General features: G+C 50.4%; 18 protein-coding genes and 1 pseudogene. 18 read left to right on the top strand and 1 reads right to left on the bottom strand.

Features of this window, described 5'->3' with window-relative positions:
• The first annotated feature begins 41 nt into the window (after positions 1 to 41).
• The 6 genes and pseudogenes from DYE26_RS27160 to rfbD all read left to right on the top strand — a co-directional run bounded on the left by DYE26_RS27160 (position 42) and on the right by rfbD (position 5,214).
• Positions 42 to 785, top strand: coding sequence for a sugar phosphate nucleotidyltransferase (locus tag DYE26_RS27160; RefSeq protein ID WP_036619435.1), 744 nt, complete (start codon positions 42 to 44; stop codon positions 783 to 785).
• 207 nt (positions 786 to 992) lie between these two features.
• Positions 993 to 1,352: pseudogene (locus tag DYE26_RS27165) on the top strand (GDP-mannose 4,6-dehydratase); the annotation flags it as partial.
• Between the two features lie 435 nt (positions 1,353 to 1,787).
• Positions 1,788 to 2,333 carry a dTDP-4-dehydrorhamnose 3,5-epimerase gene (gene rfbC / locus DYE26_RS27170; RefSeq protein WP_036619437.1) on the top strand — a complete coding sequence of 182 codons (546 nt, stop codon included), beginning with the start codon at positions 1,788 to 1,790 and terminating at the stop codon, positions 2,331 to 2,333.
• A gap of 20 nt (positions 2,334 to 2,353) precedes the next feature.
• Positions 2,354 to 3,292, top strand: a complete 939-nt coding sequence (locus DYE26_RS27175) for a glycosyltransferase family 2 protein (protein ID WP_051985235.1) — start codon at positions 2,354 to 2,356, stop codon at positions 3,290 to 3,292.
• Between the two features lie 21 nt (positions 3,293 to 3,313).
• The gene (gene rfbB / locus DYE26_RS27180; protein WP_036619438.1) at positions 3,314 to 4,336 is read left to right on the top strand and encodes a dTDP-glucose 4,6-dehydratase; all 1,023 of its coding nucleotides are present in this window, start codon (positions 3,314 to 3,316) and stop codon (positions 4,334 to 4,336) included.
• The gene (rfbD, locus tag DYE26_RS27185) at positions 4,333 to 5,214 is read left to right on the top strand and encodes a dTDP-4-dehydrorhamnose reductase (RefSeq protein WP_036619440.1); all 882 of its coding nucleotides are present in this window, start codon (positions 4,333 to 4,335) and stop codon (positions 5,212 to 5,214) included. Before rfbB ends, rfbD begins: the two co-directional genes overlap by 4 nt.
• 141 nt (positions 5,215 to 5,355) lie before the next feature.
• On the opposite strand, the gene DYE26_RS27190 is transcribed toward rfbD, so the two are convergent.
• Positions 5,356 to 6,480 carry an acyltransferase gene (locus DYE26_RS27190; RefSeq protein ID WP_036619441.1) on the bottom strand — a complete coding sequence of 375 codons (1,125 nt, stop codon included), beginning with the start codon at positions 6,478 to 6,480 and terminating at the stop codon, positions 5,356 to 5,358.
• 336 nt (positions 6,481 to 6,816) lie between these two features.
• On the opposite strand from DYE26_RS27190, the gene DYE26_RS27195 reads away from it, so the two are divergent.
• The 12 genes from DYE26_RS27195 (at position 6,817) to DYE26_RS27245 (ending at position 23,369) form a co-directional block, all read left to right on the top strand.
• The gene (locus DYE26_RS27195) at positions 6,817 to 7,773 is read left to right on the top strand and encodes a glycosyltransferase family 2 protein (protein WP_036619443.1); all 957 of its coding nucleotides are present in this window, start codon (positions 6,817 to 6,819) and stop codon (positions 7,771 to 7,773) included.
• A gap of 335 nt (positions 7,774 to 8,108) precedes the next feature.
• Positions 8,109 to 9,038: a glycosyltransferase family 2 protein gene (locus DYE26_RS27200; RefSeq protein WP_036619445.1), complete on the top strand. Its 930-nt coding sequence runs from the start codon at positions 8,109 to 8,111 to the stop codon at positions 9,036 to 9,038.
• Between the two features lie 69 nt (positions 9,039 to 9,107).
• Complete coding sequence (locus tag DYE26_RS27205; protein ID WP_051985236.1) at positions 9,108 to 10,619, top strand: sugar transferase; 1,512 nt, start codon at positions 9,108 to 9,110, stop codon at positions 10,617 to 10,619.
• Between the two features lie 67 nt (positions 10,620 to 10,686).
• The gene (locus DYE26_RS27210; protein WP_051985237.1) at positions 10,687 to 11,565 is read left to right on the top strand and encodes a phosphatidylinositol-specific phospholipase C/glycerophosphodiester phosphodiesterase family protein; all 879 of its coding nucleotides are present in this window, start codon (positions 10,687 to 10,689) and stop codon (positions 11,563 to 11,565) included.
• Positions 11,566 to 12,123: 558 nt separating this feature from the next.
• Positions 12,124 to 12,819, top strand: coding sequence for a heptaprenylglyceryl phosphate synthase (gene pcrB / locus DYE26_RS27215; protein ID WP_036619447.1), 696 nt, complete (start codon positions 12,124 to 12,126; stop codon positions 12,817 to 12,819).
• 237 nt (positions 12,820 to 13,056) lie between these two features.
• The gene (gene pcrA / locus DYE26_RS27220) at positions 13,057 to 15,438 is read left to right on the top strand and encodes a DNA helicase PcrA (protein WP_036619449.1); all 2,382 of its coding nucleotides are present in this window, start codon (positions 13,057 to 13,059) and stop codon (positions 15,436 to 15,438) included.
• A 235-nt stretch (positions 15,439 to 15,673) separates the two neighbouring features.
• Positions 15,674 to 15,829: a hypothetical protein gene (locus DYE26_RS33655; RefSeq protein ID WP_155620331.1), complete on the top strand. Its 156-nt coding sequence runs from the start codon at positions 15,674 to 15,676 to the stop codon at positions 15,827 to 15,829.
• Positions 15,830 to 16,602: 773 nt separating this feature from the next.
• Positions 16,603 to 18,624, top strand: a complete 2,022-nt coding sequence (gene ligA, locus DYE26_RS27225) for an NAD-dependent DNA ligase LigA (protein WP_036619450.1) — start codon at positions 16,603 to 16,605, stop codon at positions 18,622 to 18,624.
• Positions 18,625 to 18,937: 313 nt separating this feature from the next.
• Positions 18,938 to 19,591: an HlyD family secretion protein gene (locus DYE26_RS27230; RefSeq protein ID WP_036619451.1), complete on the top strand. Its 654-nt coding sequence runs from the start codon at positions 18,938 to 18,940 to the stop codon at positions 19,589 to 19,591.
• A 12-nt stretch (positions 19,592 to 19,603) separates the two neighbouring features.
• On the top strand, positions 19,604 to 21,142 hold the full coding sequence (locus DYE26_RS27235; RefSeq protein WP_036619452.1) for a DHA2 family efflux MFS transporter permease subunit: 1,539 nt from the start codon (positions 19,604 to 19,606) through the stop codon (positions 21,140 to 21,142).
• A gap of 28 nt (positions 21,143 to 21,170) precedes the next feature.
• Positions 21,171 to 22,676 carry an efflux RND transporter periplasmic adaptor subunit gene (locus DYE26_RS27240; RefSeq protein ID WP_036619453.1) on the top strand — a complete coding sequence of 502 codons (1,506 nt, stop codon included), beginning with the start codon at positions 21,171 to 21,173 and terminating at the stop codon, positions 22,674 to 22,676.
• Between the two features lie 147 nt (positions 22,677 to 22,823).
• Positions 22,824 to 23,369: a PadR family transcriptional regulator gene (locus DYE26_RS27245; RefSeq protein WP_051985238.1), complete on the top strand. Its 546-nt coding sequence runs from the start codon at positions 22,824 to 22,826 to the stop codon at positions 23,367 to 23,369.
• The last annotated feature ends 29 nt before the right edge of the window (positions 23,370 to 23,398 follow it).

The raw sequence follows: 23,398 nt of genomic DNA on the forward strand, positions 1-23,398 counted from the left end.
ATTGTAAAGAATATTCTATCCTAAAAGGGGAAATTTACAAAATGAAAGGTATTATTCTAGCAGGGGGCACGGGCTCCCGCCTTTATCCGCTCACGAAAGTTACGAACAAGCACCTACTGCCGGTTGGCAAGTACCCGATGATCTTCCACTCGGTGGCAAAACTAAAAGAAGCCGACATCACCGATATCCTAATCGTTACTGGCAAAGATCATATGGGTGACGTTGTCAATCTGCTCGGCAGCGGGCGAGAGATGGGCGTTACGTTTACGTATAAAGTACAGGATGAGGCGGGTGGCATTGCTCAGGCCCTCGGGCTTGCGGAGCAATTTGTCGGCGATGATTCGATGGTCGTGATCTTGGGGGACAACGTATTTTCCGATAGCATTGCACCTTATGTTCAAAGCTTCCGCCAGCAAGGAAAAGGGGCGAAGATCTTGATCCAAGAAGTGCCGGATCCGAAGCGTTATGGTGTGCCCGAACTTAATGGTGACAAAATTGTGTCAATCGAGGAGAAGCCTCAGCAACCAAAAAGTAATTATGCGGTTACCGGCATTTATATGTTTGATGCTCAGGTATTTGACATTATCCGGACGCTGAAACCTTCAACCCGTGGAGAACTGGAGATTACGGATGTGAACAATGCGTATATCGCTGCGAATGAGTTGGGGTATGACATTCTTAAGGGCTGGTGGACGGATGCAGGAACTCATGCTTCCTTAATGAAAGCTAACGAGTTGGCGAAGGGCATTCTGTTTGGAGAAGAGTTTGGAAAATTGAAGATGTAATTAGCAATCTGAAAAGAACTGGTACAGTCGAGATGGAGGTAACGGGCGCCAGACTTTTTGGCGTGACTTATAATAAGCATACTTTTGCCAAACATAGTATCGAACATATATTTGTACATGATAACTACTCCTTGTTGGCTGAAGCCGGGTGTAGGTTTCATTATTCGACGGATTAGGTTCTACGGTACCCTCTGAGCAGAGGCCACTAAAAAATTGATTCCACTCACGATTCAGAACGCCCTGGAGGACGAGTCGCTTCCAGTTTGCGGCGACGGCAAACGTACGGGATTGGCTATACGTTGAGGATCACTGCAATGCGGTTAACTTGGTAATCGGCTGGGGGGATGGCGGGAATTATATTATCGGGGGCACCAACGAGCGCACCAATCTTCAGGTAGCCAAGGCGATTCTAAAGGAGCTTGGAAAGATGGAATCGCTGGTCACCTTTGTGAAGGACCGCCAGGGTCATGAACGCAGATATGCGATTGAAGCGTCGAAAATTTACGAACAGATCGGCTAAAGCCGAAGTTCATCTATGAAACGGGGATTGTCGAGACGATCTGCTGGTGCGAATTAAATTCGTTCCGGAGCCAGACTTAATACGAAAAGCAATACTGAGAACGGCTGAGGGGCTAAACAATAAGAGGGAAAAGTTTATAAAATTCGGTAAAAAACGAAAATGCACCGGAACACAGCAGCCTGAGCCAATTCCAGACCAAAGTGAGCGCCGAATTATTTGATGCAACTCTGCTCAACCTCATCGCGCCGGTCTTGAAGTTGAACAGTTTTTTACGGCATCTACATCTCACTTTAAATATTAGAGTCTAATTCGCTTCTTGCGTTGCTCTTCACAAACTGGCATAGTGCTTTTTTGAACGGGCTCTGAAAGTTGGGGGAACATTTACTGCATTAGATAATATGAATGAAATAATCAAAGGCCTCCGTTTGGTGAGGAGTTGTAAAGCTTAAGCTTTAAGATATAATTAGGGAGGATACTTAGTTATGAAGATTACTCCGCTTAAGTTGGAAGGTGCCGTGCTGCTTGATCCGGTTGTGCATGGGGATCACCGGGGTTTTTTTATGGAGAGTTACAATGACGCCGTTTTACAAAAACTTGGTATTAGTTCTAGTTTTGTTCAGGATAATCAATCTTTGTCAGTCGAGCCTGGAGTATTACGTGGATTGCATTATCAGTTAAATCCTAAGGCCCAAGCGAAACTGATTAGAGTACTTTCAGGTGTTGTCTATGACGTGATTCTTGATATTCGTCGGGATTCTCGCACATTTGGACAATGGGTCGCTGTTATCCTCAGCGAATATAATAAACGTCAGTTATTGGTGCCTAAAGGATTTGCTCATGGTTTCTGCACTCTCGTACCAAACACCCAAGTTTTGTATAAAGTGGACGAATATTATTCCCCAGAGCATGATCGGGGTATACTATGGAATGATCCGGCTTTAAATATTGATTGGCCGGTTAATGATCCCTTGCTTTCTGAAAAAGATAAAAATCACCCGATTTTTTCGATGGCAGAAATCGATAATTGAAAGAAAAGGGGAATGACGGCTTGGGGAAGAAAAAAGTTCAAGTATTGCTTTCAACCTATAACGGAGAAAAATATTTAGATGAACTATTAAAAAGTGTTCTTTCCCAAGATGGGGTGGAAATTAACATGCTTATTAGGGACGATGGTTCAGTTGATAACACAACTGCATCTCTTTTGAGCTATTCTAAAGACCATCCCAACAAGATTAGATTTATAAAGGGCTCAAATTTAGGAGTGCAGAGTAGCTTCTTCGAATTGATAAAGGAAGCATCTGAAGACTATGATTACTATGCCTTTTGTGACCAGGATGATGTTTGGGAAAGTAATAAACTACTCCGGGCTGTTACCTTGCTCCATGAGCAGTCTGAAGAAATACCACTCATGTACTGTTCTGCTACGTCAATGGTTGACGAAAAGTTGAATTTTATCGGTACATGGCCCAGTCCACCTCGGCGACCTGTGAGTATGTATAATGCCTTAATTGAGAATATTGCTGTTGGATGCACGTTAGTAATGAATCATAAAACAATGCGTTTACTGAAAAGCTCATTCCCCCGAACTGTATCAAACGTGATAATGCATGATTGGTGGGTTTATCTATGCGTTTCTACTTTTGGGAAAGTCATTTTTGATGATGAAGCACATTTACTGTATCGCCAGCATACGGATAATGTTCTTGGAGGACAATCAACAGGTACTTTAAAAAAGTGGTGTAGAAGAATCATTAGATTTATTAGTGGTAAAAATAAATCGATTATCAGTAATCAAGCCTCCGAATTTATACAAACTTATTGCCACATTCTGAGCCATAATCAAAAACAAGAAATTGAACGTTTATTAGCTTGCCGTCATAATAATATAGTGAATCGATTCCTCTATATATTAAATACACCTTTTTATAGACAAGCATGGATTGACAATATCGTTTTCAAAATAGTATATATGGCAGGACGGATATAAAAAAGCAGGAGGACCTTTTTCATGAAACTGTTCGTAACAGGCGGTGCCGGATTTATCGGCAGCAACTTTGTATTATACATGTTAAACCAGCATCCGGATTACCAAATCGTAAATGTGGATGCGCTGACCTATGCGGGAAATCTGGAAAACCTGAAATCGGTAGAAGGTAATCCAAACCATATCTTCGTGAAGGCGGATATTACGGATGCAAAGACGATGGATGAACTGATCGGTCAAGGCGTTGACGTGGTAGTCAACTTTGCGGCGGAGTCGCATGTGGACCGGAGTATTTTGGAGCCGGATGTTTTTGTGAAGACGAATGTGCTGGGGACCCAGGTGCTGCTTGACGCGGCTAAAAAGCATGGCGTTAAGAAATACGTACAGGTTTCTACGGATGAAGTTTACGGGACTTTGGGAGAAACGGGGTTGTTTACTGAGGAAACGCCGCTCGCGCCTAACAGTCCCTATTCGGCAAGTAAGGCCGGAGGGGATCTGCTTGTACGCGCGTATCACGAAACCTTTGGGCTGCCAGTGAACATAACACGCTGCTCGAACAACTACGGACCTTATCAATTCCCGGAAAAGTTGATTCCTCTCATGATTTCCAAGGCATTAGCTGATGAGGTGCTTCCAGTGTATGGGGATGGGTTGAATGTACGCGATTGGTTATACGTAGAAGATCACTGCAGTGCGATAGATCTGGTGATTCACAATGGCCGAAATGGCGAAGTTTATAACATCGGGGGAAATAACGAGCGGACGAATTTGCATATTGTGCGGACGATACTGGAGCAGCTTGGTAAACCGGAATCCTTGATCAAACATGTGCAGGACCGTCCTGGACATGACCGCCGCTATGGCATTGATCCTACCAAGACCATGCAAGAGCTCGGTTGGAAGCCGAAGCATTCTTTTGAAACCGGAATTAAAGAAACGATTCGTTGGTACTTGGATAATAAGGAATGGTGGACCCGCATTCAATCTGGTGCATACCAGGAGTATTACGTCAAGCAGTACGGCGACCGTCTGGGTGAGCGCCCATGAGAGTGCTTGTCACCGGGGCCGGAGGACAGTTAGGAAAAGATGTCGTAGGGCTTTTTGAGCAAGCCGGACACGAGGTTCTGCCGTGTGATCGAGCTTCGCTGGACATAACCGATTACGAGGTGTGCCTAAAACGCGTGCAGGATTTCAAACCGGATGCGATCATTCACTGTGCGGCTTATACCGCCGTCGATCAAGCGGAAACCGATATTGATGGTGCCTATGCAGTAAACGCAGTAGGAACTAGAAATATGGTCGTTGCAGCCGAACAGGTGCAGGCTAAATTTTGTTACATCAGTACGGACTATGTCTTCGATGGAAATGCAACTTCGGCTTATCATGAATTCGATAATACTGATCCTCAAAGCATTTACGGCAAATCGAAGCGGGCGGGAGAAGTGCTCGTGCAAAGCTTGTCTTCCGCGTTTTTTATCGTTCGCACTTCTTGGGTGTACGGGCTGCATGGCCATAATTTTGTGAAAACGATGTTGAAACTAGGCCAAGAAAAACCGCTGCTTAAGGTCGTGGATGACCAAAAAGGATCCCCTACTTATACGGTCGATTTGGCAGCCTTCCTTCTGGAACTGGTACAAACGGAAAAGTACGGGATTTACCACGCTTCAAATACAGGAGAATGCACTTGGTTTGAGTTTGCCCAAGCGATTTTTGCGGAAGCTGAAAATGTTTGGGGGGAAGAATATCCGGTTCGGGTAGAGCCTTGCACGACGGAGGAATTTCCGCGTCCTGCTCCACGTCCGCGGAATTCGGTGATGGATCACTTGTCGATCCGCACGAATGGATTAGCAGACTTACCGCCTTGGAAGGAAGGACTGAGGGCGTTTTTGCGAGAGCTTTATGAGAGCAATGGGGAGATCAAATAAACATAAAAAATGCCGGTGCTCTAAAGCATCGGCGATTATTTTATGAAGAAGATTCTTTATTTCCTTGAATTTGCAGTATCTCCTACTTCGGCTCATTGTATCAAAAGATTTCTCCATTGCTATATGTTTTCTGAGATGGTATCAAACCTTTCCCACCCACATCTCCCCCACCGAAATCTTCATCCGGCTGAGCCAAACGGTAAGGAACAAACTGATGGAGGCGCACAGAACAAAGGAAATCACTGTTTGCGAGTATACGTCCAGCATATACAAATAATCGATCGCCAAACGGCTGGTGAAACTCAAGACGAAAGCGTGCATGAGATAGGTGCCGAAGGAATATTTGCCAAACAACCCGAGAAGCTGGGTAAACTTCGTTGGTTTGCCGGCCAGCTTTATCGCGGCGGCGAAGACGAGCACGATCAAAGCGATGATGGCGATCATCATCAACGGTTTAAGCGGCGCCGTTACGTTGGCGCTGTAGAGATATAGATCGCCGGTGGAACTGCCGGCAATTCGAACGATATCGTCAATAATGAAGTAAAAGCAAACCGCCAGAGCCGCGATGGCTATATACTTGGCTTTGGCGACAAATTTCTTCCACGTTTCGTAATACAGCCCCGCCAAACCGCCCAGTACAAAATAAAACATCCAGAACAGGAAGTTCCGGTCCAGATAGTCAAAAATAAAAGCAAGCTGCGGATTGTCCGAGGCGATCATGCCTTTGGACAAAGCGTAAACCAAAATGAGATTCACCACAAAGAAAATGGCCGCGACGAGTAGATTGAGCCATGTTTTTCTTTTTTTGGACATCAGCAATCGAAAGCATGGGAACAAAATGTAAAACGGTATGATCATCACCATAAACCATAGATGATATGAGGCTTTCCCCGTAAGAGCGGCTTCTAACAGATTAAGCAGCTCATTCCAGGTCGTTGATGCCGGAACGCCGCTTAAGAAGCTGACCCAAACAAAGTAAAAAACGGTCCAGGTCAAATAGGGCAGGATGATTTGCCGGAATCTTTTCCGCAAAAAGCTCAGATAGTTCAGTTTACCGTCATAATTATAAAATAACACCACGCCCGTGATAAAAACGAACAGCGGAACCGCGAAGCGGATGAATCCGAGGAACGTCGTCCCGGCGATGATGGATGGGGCGCTCACATCCGGTTGGTAAAAGACGCCGGCGATGACATGCTGCAGGACGACCGCCAAAAACGCAATCCCACGCAAGATTTCTATCTCTTCCAATTTTGCTTTTCTCAAAGAAATTCCTCCAGAAGCTTTTGTCATAAAATTACCATAATGAAAAAGTGCCGCCCCGTCAACCGAAGTGTACGTAGGAAGTCACGTTTGGTATAATGAACTCGCCACATAAATACGGCAGGAATTATTATAATTTCGAGTTCAAAAAGTCAGGTTTTCAGCACCGAGAAGGTTGGATGAAGCTAGGGACGTAAGGATCGGAGCGTACGTTTTGGGTACGTGAGCACCGGAAGGCCCGGCTGAATTCAAGATTCGATGTCGATTAAGCTACTTGACCTGCTTCGTGATCAAAAGATGACTTTTTGAACTACCTCTATAAGAAAAGGAAACTTTAACATGTCATTATCCACGACGGTTACCGTACACATTGTAACTTATAACAGCGCTGAAGATATCGAAGTTTGTCTGAATGCCGTTTTGCGGCAGACGTACGAACTTCAGAAAGTTATCGTTATCGACAATGCCTCGGTGGACGGTACAGCGGAACGCGTACGTAACTATATCGAACGAACGGAAAGCCGTATCATTCAACTCATTTCCAATCCCTCGAATACCGGCTTTGCCCCTGCGCATAATCAGGCGATTCGCATGACGGAAAGCGATTACGTACTTGTTCTTAATCCTGATGTAGAGCTTGGGGACGAATATGTGGAGCGGCTTGTCAGGGAGATGGAGCGGCAACCGGTGATCGGAAGCGCTACAGGACTGCTCCTTTTCAAGGATTCTCCCGGAACGGTGGACAGCACCGGTCTCGCCATGAACGGAATCTGGCGTGCTTTTGACCGGGGAGCCGGGGAGCCGGCGACAGCCTGGAAGGAATCAGGCGAAGCGTTTGGCGTGTCGGGCGCAGCGGCGCTCTACCGGAGGGAGATGATCCGGGAGATTTCGCATCAAGGCGAATTTTTCGATGAGAGCTTTTTTGCCTATAAAGAAGATGTCGACGTCGCCTGGCGGGCGGGGTTGCTCGGTTGGAAAGCGTACTATTGCGCGGATGCGAAGGCAACCCACGCCCGCGGCTGGAAAAAGGGCGGCCGCAGCTCGAAGCCGCTGTTTGTACGCAGATACTCCTATATTAACCGCTATAAGATGATCTATAAAAATCTTACCGGCTATCGCTGGCTAAAGTATTTGCCGAAGCTCTTGGCCTATGAGCTGGCTAGTCACGGTTACATTTTGCTAAGGGAACCGAAAGTGCTCGGAGCGTGGGGCGGATTTTTTAAGCAGCTCCCGCAATTAAAGGAGAAACGAAGGGCGATTCTGGAGAAAAGACATCTATCAAAGGCGGATCTATAAGCGGAGGATCTATAAATCGTTACTCTCGAAATCGTTACTCTCGAAAATGTCAGCGGATCCCTATTGTTGTCCGCGTTCAAGAAAACCATCTAATCATAAGACGCGGGACATACAGTAAAATATCTAATGTCAAGGTCATGATGTCAGCAAATCGCTCGCTTTTGGTTCTGCTCCATTTCATGGTTTGGCACCTCGCATTGGAAGAGATTTACTTTAAGTATAACAGCAACGAAGCACATAAAAAAAGTAAATTGAAAAATTCTTACACAACTATTTAAGGCGGTACCTATGATATAATGTCGATAGATTACTATATTTGTCAGGAGCGTTGCCCGGTGGATTTAAGCATTGTCATCGTAAATTACAACACATGCCGCTTAACGGTCGATTGTCTGCGGTCGGTTTACGCGTCGGAAACGGACTACACCTATGAAGTGATCGTCGTCGACAATTATTCGCATGACGATTCGGTAGAGACGATCCGCCGCGAATTTCCCCAGGCAACGTTGATTGAAAACAGGCAAAACACGGGTTTTTCGTACGCCAACAACCAGGCGATCAAAATATCAACCGGCCGTTACGTCCTGCTGCTGAACTCGGATACGGTCATTCAAAAGGATACGCTCGACATCATGCTTTCCTTTATGGACAGCCGTCCTGAGGTGGGAGCTTCCGGGTGCAAGGTGATTCTGCCGGACGGATCGCTGGATAAAGCGTGCAAGCGCGGGTTTCCGACGCCTTCGGCTTCATTTTATTATGCTTTTGGGTTCTCCAAACGGTTCCCGAACAATCCCAAGTTCAATCAATACCAGCTCGGCTACCTGGATCCGGATGAGGAATATCCGATCGACTGCCTGGTCGGGGCGTTTATGATGGTCCGCCGGGAAACGATCGAGCAGGTCGGCTTGTTGGACGAGGATTACTTTATGTATGCGGAGGACACGGACTGGTGTTACCGGATCAAGCAGGCGGGATGGGTTAACTACTATTATCCGCGCACGACGATCGTACATTACAAAGGGGGCAGCGCGCCTCGCCGTCCGCTAAAAATCATTTATGAGTTTCATCGGTCTATGATTCTTTTCTATCGCAAGCATTATCGGAAAAATTACAACATATTCGTGAGTGCGGCCATTTACGCCGGGATCGCCGTACAATTTACCCTGGCTTTGGTGAAATCGGCATTGGCCAAACCCGCAAAGCGGCCGGCGCCGGCCGCTGCACAGAGTCAAGGGTCCGGCCGGGACGTCGGCATGAACGGGTAGGCTGCCGCTCCAAGAACACGGTTAGTGACAGGCGTCCAAGGGCTTGAAGTTTATTTAGGGAGTGTAGAAATGAATTCGTCCGTTTCGATGAACAATCGCAAAATCAAAACGACCAATCTGCTGATCGCGGAGAATATCACGGCGTACAAAAAAAGGACGGTACGTCTGGAGTGGATTCTCAATTTTTTCCTGATCGGCTTCGAATATATCCTGTATGTGCTCAGCTTTTTGGCGTTGTTTTCACTCCGCGTGCTGCCTGCTTACAACATGAGAAGCTGGTCAACGCTGTTTCATAACTTGGAGCATCTGCCCATCGCGTGGGACTACGGAGTCCTCCTGGCGGTCATTTTCGCCATTTATGCGCTGTACAGCACGCACAACGGCCTGTATAAATGGGACCGGGACATCAAACTCATCGACGACACGTTCACTGTCTGCAAAGCCGTGTTTTTTTCCTTTTTGATCGCGTTGGGACTTATCTTTTTTCTCCAAACAGGGGTAGTGTATTCCCGGCTCGTCATCTTGTCGTTCGCGGTCATGATCGTTGTGTGCGCTTTTGTGTCCCGGCTGCTGCGGATGGGTGTCATGCTCCTCCTCAAACGGACCGATATATACAGCAAAAACGTGCTGATCATCGGGGCGGGGCGCGTAGGGGAGGAAATTCGGGACAATCTGTTTGCCAGCAAAACGAACGGCTATCGTTTCGTCGGTTTTTTGGACGATTACAAAGCGGGGAACAACCACGTCATCGGCAGCATCGATCAGGTTGAAAAACTGCTGCAGCACTACCAGATTCACGAAATTTACATTACGATCCCGTCCGAGCGGAAAATCATTAACGAGCTGATCACGAAAATCCGCAAATACGACGTCCGCATTAAAATCATCCCGGAAATGTTCGAAATGGTCACCTCCGGCGTTGTGTTTGACCAGGCTTACGATTATCCGTGCATCGAGATCGTTAAAACCCCGTTGCGCGGTTTAAATCTGATTTTGAAACGAGCCGTCGATATCGTGCTTGCGAGCCTGGGGCTGATCGTCATCTCGCCGCTGCTGGCGGTGGTGGCGGTCTGCATCAAGCTGGACTCCAAGGGCCCGGTTATGATCAAGCAGCGGCGCATCGGCAAAAACGGCGCTCCTTTTGGCATGTACAAATTCAGATCGATGGTGGAAAACGCCGAATCGCTAATCCATCAGCTAGCCGCTCATAACGAAGCGGATGGACCTGTTTTTAAAATGAAAAACGATCCCCGGATTACCCGGGTGGGGCGGTTTATCCGCAAGTATTCGATTGACGAGCTGCCGCAGCTGATCAATGTCGTTTTAGGCCAGATGAGCCTGGTCGGCCCCCGGCCCCCGCTGCCCCAGGAAGTGGAGCGGTATACCGATTACGAATGGCGCCGCCTGGACATCCGCCCCGGGATTACGGGGCTTTGGCAAATTAACGGGCGCAGCGATCTGCCGTTTGACGAGTGGGTCAAGCTTGACCTCTATTATATTGAGCATTGGAGCCTGGGGCTGGAGCTGAAAATTATTTTCAAAACAATCCCGATCGTGCTCAAAGGCACCGGGGCTTATTGAGGCGCAGGAAGATAAGATAGGACATCGTAAAAATACGATAGACAACCAAGATAGGAAGTTTCTTGTCATGAAAAACAAACTGAGGTATAACGCAGCAATCATCATCGCTTGTCTTGTTCTTTTGCTGGCGAGCCTGTCCGGCCGGCAGCAGCCGCAGGGGCAAGGATTTACCGCCCACCGGATGGTCGCGCACGCCCTCGGCGGAATTAATGGAATGACGTATACGAACACCTATGAAGCTTTCATTGCAAACTATGAAAAAGGTTTCCGCATTTTCGAAGCGGATTTGCTGCTGAGCAGCGACGATCAGCTCATCGCCCGCCATGAGTGGGGCGAAAGCTTCACCAAAATGATGGGCCAGCAGGACGAACTCGAGCCGGACCGTCATAGTGCGATCTTTTCACACGAGGAATTTAAGGCGGCCAAAATCATGGGCCAATACGAGCCGCTGGATTGGGACGACATTTTGGGGCTGATGGAGCTCTATCCGGACGTGTATTTCGTGACGGATACGAAGCAGAGCAAACCGGAGGAGATCCAGCGCATTTTTACCCAGATCGTCGCCAAAGCGAAGGCGAAGGACCCGGCGCTGCTGGATCGGATCGTGCCGCAAATTTACAATCGTCCCATGTTGGAGCCGCTGAAGGAAATTTATCCGTTCCCGTCGGTGATTTTCACGTTGTACCAGACGACCGACACGGATGAGGAAGTGGTGCAGTTTGCCAAGGAAGCGGGCATTACCGCCATTACGATGTCCGAGCAGCGGGCGAATTCCCGGCTGATCTCGGCGCTGAACCGGATCGGCGTAGTTTCTTACGTACATACCATAAACGATCCGAAAAAGATGACGGCGTTCAAAATGATGGGGGCTTACGGCTTTTACACCGACTTTTTGACCGAAGACGATGTGGCCAAGCCGGGATGGATTTTGGCTTTGGGGCGGTAAACCGGGGGAGGGCTAGATTGTTGGTTGCAGTCTTGGAGATTGTCCCGAGCAGTTGAATAATTGTATTTTCTACAGTTGGATTTCAAGATCAACGCCTGAAGAGACGAATAGTTGCGAAAGCTGCAATTAATTATATCGAACGAGCACGGATGCCCTTATGAGCACCAATCTAACTGCATGAAATGCAACTAAAAAAGAGCTGAGAAGCAACTTCACCGCTAATAATTGTATATTTTACATTAATCGGACTTTGCCGTTTCGGTTTGAGGAATCATGCGGGATAGGCGCCTAAGGGCGCTTTTTTTGTTCGCCTGCCATGCGAACATTGACAGGGATTCCACGGTAACATAGACTAGAAAAAGAATAAGAAACCGGGGAGAAAAAGAGTCTCTCAGACGGTTTGACGAACAACGATGATTACGTTGAGCGGACGAGAACGGGGCGGAGCGGGATAGGCCCCGTTTTTCGCGGGCGCGGGACGGGTTGGGAGCCCCGGCTCCTTCTTCCCCGATCCCCGCTGGTGAATCCTGTAGGCATCGATTTATTGGAGGAATTCGCTTGAATCAAATGATAGCATCCTGGCGGCACGTATTTAAGCTGGATCCGGACCGCCCGCTGGATGACCGGGCCTTGGAGGCCGTGTGCCTGTCCGGGACCGACGCGATTATGGTCGGCGGGTCGAGCGGCGTAACGTATGACAATACCGTCGATTTGCTCTCGCGCGTGCGCCGGTATGAAGTATCCTGCGTGCTGGAAGTGTCCGATCTGGAAGCCGTCGTGCCGGGCTTCGATCTGTACATGATCCCGATCGTGCTGAATGCCGGTCATCCGGACTGGCTTATCGGCCAGCATGTCCGGGCGATCGAGAAGTACAGCTATATGATCCCATGGGAGCAGTTGATCCCGGAAGGATACATCGTGCTGAACCCGGAGGCGACCGTAGCCAAGGTTACCGCAGCGAACGCCGGGCTCGACGCCGCCCAGGCCGGCGCTTACGCCCAGTTCGCCGACAAGTTGCTTGGGCTGCCAATCGTGTATGCGGAGTACAGCGGCCAACTGGGCGATCTGGAGCTGGTGCCGGCGATGCGCCGGACGCTGGAGCGCTCCCGCCTGTTCTACGGAGGCGGCATCACCGATGCCGAGTCGGCCCGACGGGCGGCGGCGGTATGCGATACCGTCGTTGTCGGCAACGCGGTATACACCGACCTGGAGCAGGCGCTGGAAACCGTGGCGGCCGTCAAGGGAACGCGATAATTTTTTTAAGTACGTGTTCAAAAAGCCGGTTCGACGCTGAATCCGCTGCTTGGCCTGCTTCGTGATAAGACAAACATCTATCGACGCACATTCCAGGAAGACAGACCGCGTTTAGCGGAAGTTTTTCTTCCGATTATAAGGAAGCCACGCCCAGGAAGCCCTGGAAACATATTCTTTCTTATCTCTTCAAAATATGATTTTTTGAACTACCCCTTTAAGAAAGGAAGGTGCATGAACATGCAACCTGTTAACATACAAGAGGCGGTCAACCGCCTGAACCCGCAGCAAAAGCAAGCGGTGGAGGCGACGGAAGGGCCGCTGCTCATCATGGCCGGCGCGGGCAGCGGCAAGACGCGCGTGCTGACGCACCGCATCGCTTATCTCATCGCCACCCGGAAAGCGCCGCCTTGGGCGATTTTGGCGATTACGTTTACGAACAAAGCCGCCCGCGAAATGCAGGACCGGGTATCCCTGCTTGTCGGCGGCGCGGAAGGACGGGACATTTGGGTGTCCACGTTCCACTCCATGTGCGTGCGTATTTTGCGGCGGGACATCGAGCGGATCGGCTTCAACTCCAACTTCAGCATTCTCGATTCGACGGACCAGCTATCGGTAATCCGGAACTGCATGAAAGAGCTGAACATCGACACGAAGAAATTCGAGCCCAAGGCGGTTCAGGCGATGATCAGCACGGCCAAAAACGAACTGATCACGCCGCAGCAGTACGAACAGAAAGTCGGGGATTATTTTGAAGGCATCGTCGCCAAAGTGTACGTCATGTACCAAAAACGGTTGCGCAGCAACAACTCGCTCGATTTCGACGACCTGATCATGAAGACGATCGAGCTGTTTAAGGAAACGCCGGAAGTGCTTGATTTTTACCAGAAAAAATTCCAATATATCCACGTTGACGAATATCAGGACACCAACCGCGCGCAGTACATGCTGTGCCGGCTGCTGGCCGACAAACACCATCGCATCTGCGTGGTCGGCGACAGCGACCAGTCGATCTACCGCTGGCGCGGGGCGGATATCAGCAACATCCTGAATTTTGAAAAAGACTACCCCGAAGCCAAAACGATTATGCTCGAGCAAAACTACCGTTCCACTTCGACGATCCTGGACGCCGCCAACGCGGTGATCGGTCAAAACACGGGGCGCAAGCCGAAAAACCTGTGGACCGATAAAGGCGAAGGCGACAAGATTAAGGTTTACCGCGCCGATTCGGAGCATGATGAAGGGTATTTTGTTACCTCCGAAATTCATAATAGTGTGAAAAATGGCCGCAGCTACCGCGATCACGCGATTTTGTACCGGACCAACGCGCAGTCGCGGGTGATCGAGGAAATTTTGATCAAGTCGGACATCCCTTATCAAATCGTCGGCGGCATCAAGTTCTACGACCGCAAGGAAATCAAGGACCTGCTCGCTTATTTGCGGCTGTTGTCCAACCCGGACGACGACATCAGCCTGACGCGGGTGATCAATGTGCCGAAGCGGGGCATCGGCGACACGACGGTGGCCAAGCTGGCGGACGCCGCCGCAGAGCGCGGAACATCGATCTACAGGGTGCTGGAAACGGTGGACGACCTCGGGCTGGCGGGACGCACGCGCAACGCGTTGGTGGAGTTTTACGACATGATTGCCGCCTTGCATCAGATGGTTGATTACCTGTCGGTTACCGAACTCACGGAAAAATTGCTGGAAATGACCCATTACCGGCTTGAACTGCAAAACGAAAACACGATCGAATCGCGGTCCCGCCTTGAAAATATCGATGAGTTCCTGTCGGTGACGATGGAATTCGAGAACAACAACGAGGACAAGTCGCTCGTCGCGTTCCTGACCGATCTGGCCCTGATCGCCGATATCGACAGCATGAACGACAACGGCGACGCCGACAAGCCGGCCGACGACGCCGTCGTGCTGATGACGATGCACAGTGCCAAAGGCCTGGAGTTCCCGGTCGTGTTCATCATCGGCATGGAAGAAGGCGTGTTCCCGCACAGCCGCGCGTTCCTCGACAACGAGGAACTGGAGGAGGAGCGCCGCCTGGCGTACGTGGGCATCACGCGCGCCGAGGAGCGGCTGTTCCTCTCGTGCGCGCAGATGCGCACGCTGTTCGGGCGCACGACGGCCAACCCGCCGTCCCGGTTCCTCGATGAAATCCCCGAGGAACTGAAGGAGGACGGCGGGGGCGCGCCGCGCGACCGCTACCGCCGCGGGCCGGGCGTCGGCGGCGCCTACAGCGGCCGCGGCTTCGGCAACGCCGGCGGCGGGAACTTCGGCCGCCCTGCCGACGGCGGCGGCCTGGGTTCGCGGTCCGCGGCAGCGCCGGGCGGACCGGCCGGGCGCAGTAACGTAATCCCTCTGCTGGGGCGGGATAACGTTACCGTGACCACCGGCGCGCCGGGAGCCGCGGCGGCCAAGGCGGCGAACCCCGGCGACTTCAGCGCCGGGGACAAGGTCTCCCATGCCAAGTGGGGCGTTGGCACGGTCGTCTCGATCAAAGGCTCCGGCAACGATACGGAGCTGCAGATCGCTTTTCCGGCGCCGGTCGGCGTGAAACGCCTGCTCGCCGGATTCGCCCCGATCACCAAGGTCACCGACGGCGAGTGAGGGGGGGGGCGGCCGGGCTGCCTTGGCTCGTACCGTGTCTGGGTCGAACCCTGCCTGGGCCGTACCATGCCTGGGTCGAACCGTGCCTAGCTCTTACCATGCCTAGCACGTGGCAAGATAAAGAAACGGAGAACTTTACCATTCCCGTAGTCTCCAAAGTATATCTCCCCCGATCTGGGGAACTGATGATAGTAGATCGCAGCAAGGACCGGTAGCAAGGGGCTGTCCATCTGCCGTGCAGCACGGGGGCGAAGCGCCGGGAGAAGTGCCGGAAGAAGCGCTTGCGTTAGATTATGCGTGTGCGGCGCTGTTGGCGGAGGGCCGCGGCAAAGCTCAGGCCGATTCACTTAAGAAAATGCATGCCGGCGGTCAGGTCGGCCGGCCGAAATAGCCGAAAACACCGGTTTATCCGGCGGCTTTCTTTGCCGGTTTTCTCTGCCGGCTGTGCCGGCTGCCCGAAATAGCGGCATTTTTTGTCGCTATCTGTCCGAACTTTGTCTTCTGAAAATAAATAGCGGCAAAAAATGTCCTTATCCGGCCAGATTGACCCGAATTGCAGCCATTTCGCGGTGTCAGCCTAAAAATAGCGGCATAAAATTCCCTTAATCCAGCGAAAACGCTCCAACCAAGACAAATAACGCCCTAAAAGGCCGCTAATATCACTAATGTCGCTAATGTCGCTAATATCACTAATGTCGCTAATGTCACTAATGTCACTAATGTCACTAAATTCGCTAATGCGCTAATGTCGCTTTAACTCTTGCACAAGACAACTTGTTGCCCTGATACTTTTCGGATTTGCCGCAAAAGCTCAGGTTTTTGAGTGATACTACCTGCCGGAACTCTAACGGTTGCAGCAGCCGCTATTTCCCGAAAAAGATCCCTTTCTAAATTGTAACGGTTGTGAGCGCCGTTATTTGCCTGAATCTAAGCAAAATGAGCCGGGTTTCAGTGAAATAAGCGCTATGGCAACCGTTACAATTTGAAATCAACGTTATTGGAACAAATAGCGGCTGTGGCAACCGTTAGAATCTCTCGAGCATCAATGTCGGCATATGGCCATAAGCCGGTCCGCCGCACCAATGTTAATTTTGAAGCGGAGCCATTCCCGGGCCGATCCCCGAATGTTCCGTTTCTATAATATATAAGGAGGGTTGTCCCTGCATGGATGTTATGCAAAAAATGAAGCAGCTCGTAGAGCAATTGAACAAGTACAACTATCATTACTACACCCTGGATGAGCCGTTGATCAGTGACAAGGAGTACGATCAACTGTACGACGAATTGACCGCTTTGGAGGCGGAGACGGGCGTGACCTTGCCGGACTCGCCGACGATGCGGGTGGGCGGCGAGCTGCTGCAGGGATTCAAGCCTCACCGGCATTTGTCGCCTTTATGGAGCCTGGATAAGGCCCAAAACGAGGAGCAACTGCAAAACTGGAACAACCGGGCAATCAAGCTGATCGCGGATTATAACACCAAAAATCCCGAAAATCCGCTCCCAGAGCCGACGTATGTCGTCGAGCTGAAGTTCGATGGACTGACGCTGAACTTGACTTATACGGACGGCAACCTGGTGCAGGCGGCGACCCGGGGGAACGGCGTTGTGGGCGAAGGCATTTTGGCCCAGGTGAAAACGATCAAGTCCGTGCCGCTGACCATCCCGTACCGTGAGGGCACGATCGAAGTGCAGGGCGAAGGCATCATGAATTTGTCCGTACTGGCCAAATACAACGAAACGGCCGCCGAACCGCTCAAAAACGCCCGCAACGCCGCGGCCGGCGCCCTGCGCAACCTGAATCCGCGCGTCACGGCGGAGCGGAAGCTGAGCGCTTTTTTCTACAACGTGGGGTATTCCGATCAAGTCCGGTTCCGGGACCATCGCGAGATGATGGAGTTTCTCAAAGAGAACCGTTTTAAAGTCAATCCGTTCGTGACCTACCACAGCAGCTTCGATGAGGTGGTGCGCGAGCTGGAGCGGATCGTGGAGCGCCGCGCTTCGCTCGATTACTTGATCGACGGAGCCGTCGTCAAAATTACCGATATGCGCACCCGCGAGATTCTCGGCTACACGGATAAATTCCCGCGCTGGGCGGTGGCGTTCAAATTTGAGGCGGAAGAAACGACCACAGTGTTGGAGTCCGTGTCCTGGAACGTCGGGCGCACCGGTAAAATCACGCCCCTGGCCAAGGTCGAGCCGGTGGAGTTGGCCGGCGTCACCGTGCAGAACTGCACGCTTAACAACGTTGGCGACATCGAGCGGAAAAACCTGAAGTTTGCGCTTGGCACCCGCGTCTTCATCCGCCGTTCCAACGACGTCATCCCGGAAATTCTCGGCAAAGTGACGGATGAGCAGGACGGCGGGGAGATCGTCTTTCCGACCGTGTGCCCGGCATGCGGCACGTCGCTGGAGCAGCGCGGCGCCCATCTGTTCTGCAACAACCGGCTGGGCTGCAAACCGCAGATCGTCGCCCGCATTACGCATTTCGCGTCGCGCGATGCGATGGACATCGAGACGTTCAGCGAAAAAACCGCCGAGCAGCTGCATGACGAGCTGAACGTTCATGAACCGGCCGACCTGTACACGCTGAAATTCGATGATCTGATCAAGCTCGACCGCTTCGGCGAAAAGAAAGCCAACAACCTGCTGGAGGCGATTGAGCAGAGCAAAGGCCGCGACCTTGCTTCCTTCCTGTTTGCGCTGGGCATTCCGAACACCGGTAAATCGACCACCAAAGTGCTTGCCGACCATTACGGCAGTTTGTCCGCGGTGATGTCGGCAACGGTGGAGGACTTAATCACCCTGCCGGACATCGGCGGCATCGTGGCCGAAAGCATCGTCTCGTTTTTCGCCGATCCGTTCCAGCAGGCGGCCATTCAGAAGATGCTGGATCAGGGCGTCGCACCGAAGGCGCCGGACAAACCGGCGGCCCCGGTGACGGATTCCTTCTTCTCCGGCAAAACCGTCGTCCTGACCGGTACGCTGCACCAGCTCGGCCGCGATGAGGCGACCGCCCGGCTGGAGGCGCTTGGCGCCAAAGTGACCGGCAGCGTGTCGAAGAAAACCGACCTCGTCATCGCCGGGGAGAAAGCCGGCAGCAAGCTGGCCAAAGCCCAGGAGCTCGGCATACCCGTGATCGAAGACGAAGATGAATTTATCCGGCTGTTAAACGAAAGCAACGGATAGCCCATAACCCCTGAAAACGGCACAATCGCCGGTTTCGGGGGTTTTTATTTTTCTGCCGGTGTTGATGATTAATATTGACAATCAGCCGGGAGTTAGCTATTATTCTTTTCGGCATTACTCTGTACAGAGTAATATGTTTGTATTAAAAATACACAAAAAGGAGCGTGTTTCCAAAGATCTGTTGAGATCTACCAAGGTCTACCAAGGCCTACCAAGGTCTACTAAGGTCTGCAGCTAAAAGGTAAATGCAATCATAATCGGATTGAGTATTGAAGATGTTTGCCAAAAAATTCAGCCTACTGGGGTGGAGTGCGTGAGTAAGAAAAAAATTTATTTAATTCTAGTTGCCTTGGTTGTAATAAGCGGCGGGGCGTTAGGCTGCTACTACTGGTACCAAGGCGCTCATTATGTGAAAAGCGATGATGCGCGTATAGCTGCCGATCAGTATCGAGTGATGCCGCAAATCACCGCCAAGCTGGATCAGATTTATGTTGAAGAAGGCGATACGCTCAAGAAGGATGAGATGATTGCCGTCCAGGATGTATCCGGCCTGGACTCCAGTTCCATCAGCAAAGCTGTGCTGCGTGCCCCCATTGACGGTACGGTGATTAAACTTTACTCCCATGAACAAGAGATCGCGTCGCCCAGCACCGCGGTAGCGGTAATGGTGGATATGAGCAGCCTGTATGTTTCAACCAACATCGAAGAGACCGACATTGGCCGGATCAAGCCGGGGGAAGTCGTCGATGTCACTCTGGACGCTGCGGGGGGCCAGGTCATTCAGGGGAAGGTGAGCAATGTCGGGCAGGCTACCAACTCCGTATTTTCAGCAATTCCAGCAACGAATACGAGCGGCAACTTCAATAAGGTTACGCAGCGCATTCCGGTGAAAATTGCCTTGAATATTCCGGAGGGAATGGAGCTGATCCCAGGAACAAACGTTGAAGTCAGAATTCATACTCCATAGAGGGGGATTGGCATGGATTCAAATCCGATAACCGCTGCTCCTCCCGCTGATTCATCATCCAAAGAACGTTGGCTGGCTTTCTTTGCCATTGTCGTGGGAGCTTTTGTAGCCGTTTTGAACAACAGTTTGATTAACGTGGCGATTCCGCAATTGACTACGGATTTAGGGTCGACCGCCTCGCGGATTCAGTGGGTAATTACCGGCTATACACTGGCTCAAGGAATTATCGTTCCGATCACGGGGTTTATGGAGCAGCGGGTTGGCTATAAGAAGTTTTTGCTCGGCGCTCTCTCCGTATTTACGATAGGTACGGCCTTGTGCATATTTGCCTGGAATGACCTGTCGTTGATTGCCGCCCGCATTATTGCCGGCCTTGGCGGCGGAGTTATCATGCCGCTGAGCATGACGATTGTGTATAAAATTATACCGCGCGAACAAATTGGAATGGCGATCGGGATCTGGGGAATTTCCTCCATGGCCGCGCCTGCCATCGGTCCGACACTAAGCGGTTATTTGATTGAATGGTTCAACTGGAGATTTCTGTTTATTGCTTGCGTTCCGTTTGCCTTATTCGCCATTCTGATGGTTGTCCTATTGATCAAGGAACCGCCAAAAGGTGCGCCCATCAAGTTTGACGTTCCAGGGTTTTTATTAGCCGCGACCTGTGCGGGCACATTGCTTTACGCGCTTTCCAGCGGGCCGTCCGACGGCTGGGGATCCTTTAAAATTGTTTCGCTGCTTTTTATCGCTTTCTGGTCGCTGGTGTTTCTCATTTTTGTCGAGAAGGGCAAGGATAATGCAGTTATCGATATTTCACTGTTTAAAAATCATAAGTTTACCGTTAGTGTAATTACCTCCAGTTTTGTCATGATGGGGATGTATGGAGGCACCTTTTTGACGCCGTTATTTTTGCAAAATATTCAGTCGGTATCTCCTGTCGAAACAGGAATTATTTTACTCCCGCAGGCTATAGGCATGGCTCTCATGATGCCGATCGCGGGCAAGCTGTTAGACAAGATAGGCATCTTGCCGATCGGACTCGCGGGGCTGACTTTAACCAGTCTGATGACCTACCACCTTCACTTGTTGACGCCACAGACATCGCACTTGTGGTTTGAGGGTGTGACCGCACTGCGCGGAATAGGAATCGGACTATGCATGATGCCTTTGTCCACAGTCGGGATGAACGCCGTGGAGAACAATAAGGTGGGCAAAGCCTCGGCCGCGTCCAACCTGATAAGAACGCTCGCCGGCTCCATGGCCATTGCAGTTTTCACCTTCCTCATGCAGAACCGTACGGCTCTGCATACGCAGCATATTGCCGAATCCGTAACCGCGGAAGGCGCGCAAATCTTACAATCGACGCTTGGGAGCTCGTGGGCTTCTACGGTATCCGGATTAATTTCGCTGGACGCCTATTCCCGGGGGATTGCGGATACATTTCTGTTATCATCCATACCATTATTTTGTTCGATACCGCTGATTTTCCTGTTTGCCACCGGAAGAAAACGAAAAGCAGCCAAAGACGCGGCTGCGGAAATTCAAGCATAAGCACGGAGAGAAAGGGGACGGAGCATAGATGAAAGAGTGGAAAGCGACTACTGCTGTATTGCTGCTTGGAATCGGTATTTTATCCGGTTGTTCGCAAGCCAGCCAGGCCGCTCAGGAGATAAGCATAAATGTAAAGGTCAGCCAGGCGCAAAAAGGAGTAATTGGAGAAGGGGAGATATACACGGGGAAAATCACCTCATCTGAAACGGTGAATATTACTCCTAAAATTTCCGGCAAGGTGGCTGCCGTAAACGTCGACGTCGGGAGCAAGGTGAAAAAGGGACAGGTGTTGTTCAAACTTGAAGACGATGATCTTCTGAACAAATTAAAAATCGCCAAGTCCGATGTGGCGGCAGCGCAGGCAGCCATTGCCTCCGCGGAGGATTCGCATGAATCCGGTATGGTGTCTGCGAACTCAGGCGTAGTTAGCTCGCGGAACAGCATCATCTCCGCCAAAAGCGCAATTACGCAGGCACAGGGTGGGATCAATCAGGCACAGGCGGCCGTTGACCAGGCTCAAACCGGATTGAAGCAGGCCCGGACAGCCGTCTCTACTGCCAAGAATACGGTAAAGCAGACGCAGGAGGCGCTGGAGAATGCTAAAAAGAACCTGTCCCGCACTGAGTCTCTTTACGCCAGCTCGCTGGCGTCACAAATGCAATTGGAAGAAGCACAGGCTGCTCAAGTTAGCGCTCAAGCGGCCTATGATAATGCGGTAAATGCGAAATCCAACGCTGAAGAACAGCTGGCTGCCGCTGAAAGATCATTAGCCACTGCCCAAAAAGCGTTGACCACGGCCAAGGATGCCTACGAAAATGCTAAAAACAGCTATGAAAATGCCAATAACGGCTACAAAAATGCCCAGCGTCAGTTGGAAGTGGCACAGAGCACAGCAGGGGTTGATGCTAGCAGGCAAAAGCTGGAGCAAGCACGGCTTAACGTTGAAATCGCCCAAAATTCGTTGGATAATGCGGTCATCACTTCGCCTATAGCCGGGATTGTCAGAAGCAAAAATATTGAAGTCGGTGAGATAGCTTCCGCCGCATCTCCGGCACTTGTGATCCATAATCTAGATAGCGTTAATCTGGAGATTTACGTGCCTGCCGAACGGATTAATGATATTAATGCGGGTGATCCTGTGCAGGTTCGCGTAGCCGCTTCAGGCATATTGACAACAGGCAAGGTCAAAAGCATAGGAACGGATGATGCCAATGGCAACGGCTTTCCGGTGAAGATAGCCGTTGCCAATCCGGACGGCAAACTGAAATCCGGGATGCTGGCCGATGTAAGTTTTGTGGATGCAAATGCTAAAGAAGGAATTATTATTCCGGCGAAGGCGATTGAGAAAGACGGCGACCAGTCTTATGTATACATCGCTGTTGATGGCCATGCTTTACGCAAGGATATTACCGTAGGAGAAGAATCGGATACGCAAGCCTTGGTTGCCAACGGCCTGGAAAATGGGGAGCAAATTATAATAAACAACCATGCGCTTCTTTCTGATCATGCGGCTATTACCGTTTCGCAGCCTTAAGTGCATTAAAGCAGATAGAGAAGGGGGAACCAGCCGCCTTATATGGGCGAAAGCTGGCTCCCCCTATTTTGTTTCGAGCGTGCGATTCGGCATCTCCTAACGTTATAGTGTAAAATAATTAATATCAAGTTAAAGGGGGGAGTAACCTTGTCACTGCAAATATATATCCTCGGTCTGTTGCATAAAGGAGACTATCATCCCTATGATGTCAAGAAAAGAATTTTACAAGGCACGAATAATGCGGTCAATGTTACAGATGGTAATCTATATTACAATTTTGAGGCGCTGCTTAAAAAGGAGTTCATTCAAAAATCCCAAATTATCCAAGCGGAGAACCGTCCTGACAAAATAACCTACAGCATTACCCCAAAGGGCCGGGAAGCCTTTAAAGAAGAGATTTACAAAAGCTTTAAAAACGCCAAGTCCATCAGAACATTACTTCCAGTATTGCCGTTTTTAGAGTATGTTGACGCTAAAAAGCTGTTTTTTTACGTGGAGGACGTCCTGGAACGGCTTAACAAAAGAGCGAAGGAATTTGAAGAAAAAGGGCTGGCAACGGAGATTGATCCGGTTAATCCGGACTATAAAATGCTCATCGGTGAAGTGGTCACGGAAAGCATAAAGCTGGAAATCCAGATGTTTAATAAGCTTTTGCTTGTTTTAAAAACTCGCCTTTCTTCCCCCACGTTGTAATTTACCGAAAAAGGTGACGCAAATCACGG

The sequence above is a fragment of the Paenibacillus macerans genome (assembly GCF_900454495.1).
Classification (GTDB): domain Bacteria; phylum Bacillota; class Bacilli; order Paenibacillales; family Paenibacillaceae; genus Fontibacillus; species Fontibacillus macerans.

Coding starts and splice junctions, on each gene's coding strand:
- DYE26_RS27160 (WP_036619435.1), top strand. CDS start 42: ATGAAAGGTATTATTCTAGCAGGGGGCACGGGCTCCCGCCTTTATCCG.
- rfbC (WP_036619437.1), top strand. CDS start 1,788: ATGAAGATTACTCCGCTTAAGTTGGAAGGTGCCGTGCTGCTTGATCCG.
- rfbB (WP_036619438.1), top strand. CDS start 3,314: ATGAAACTGTTCGTAACAGGCGGTGCCGGATTTATCGGCAGCAACTTT.
- rfbD (WP_036619440.1), top strand. CDS start 4,333: ATGAGAGTGCTTGTCACCGGGGCCGGAGGACAGTTAGGAAAAGATGTC.
- DYE26_RS27195 (WP_036619443.1), top strand. CDS start 6,817: ATGTCATTATCCACGACGGTTACCGTACACATTGTAACTTATAACAGC.
- DYE26_RS27205 (WP_051985236.1), top strand. CDS start 9,108: ATGAATTCGTCCGTTTCGATGAACAATCGCAAAATCAAAACGACCAAT.
- DYE26_RS27210 (WP_051985237.1), top strand. CDS start 10,687: ATGAAAAACAAACTGAGGTATAACGCAGCAATCATCATCGCTTGTCTT.
- pcrA (WP_036619449.1), top strand. CDS start 13,057: ATGCAACCTGTTAACATACAAGAGGCGGTCAACCGCCTGAACCCGCAG.
- ligA (WP_036619450.1), top strand. CDS start 16,603: ATGGATGTTATGCAAAAAATGAAGCAGCTCGTAGAGCAATTGAACAAG.
- DYE26_RS27235 (WP_036619452.1), top strand. CDS start 19,604: ATGGATTCAAATCCGATAACCGCTGCTCCTCCCGCTGATTCATCATCC.
- DYE26_RS27240 (WP_036619453.1), top strand. CDS start 21,171: ATGAAAGAGTGGAAAGCGACTACTGCTGTATTGCTGCTTGGAATCGGT.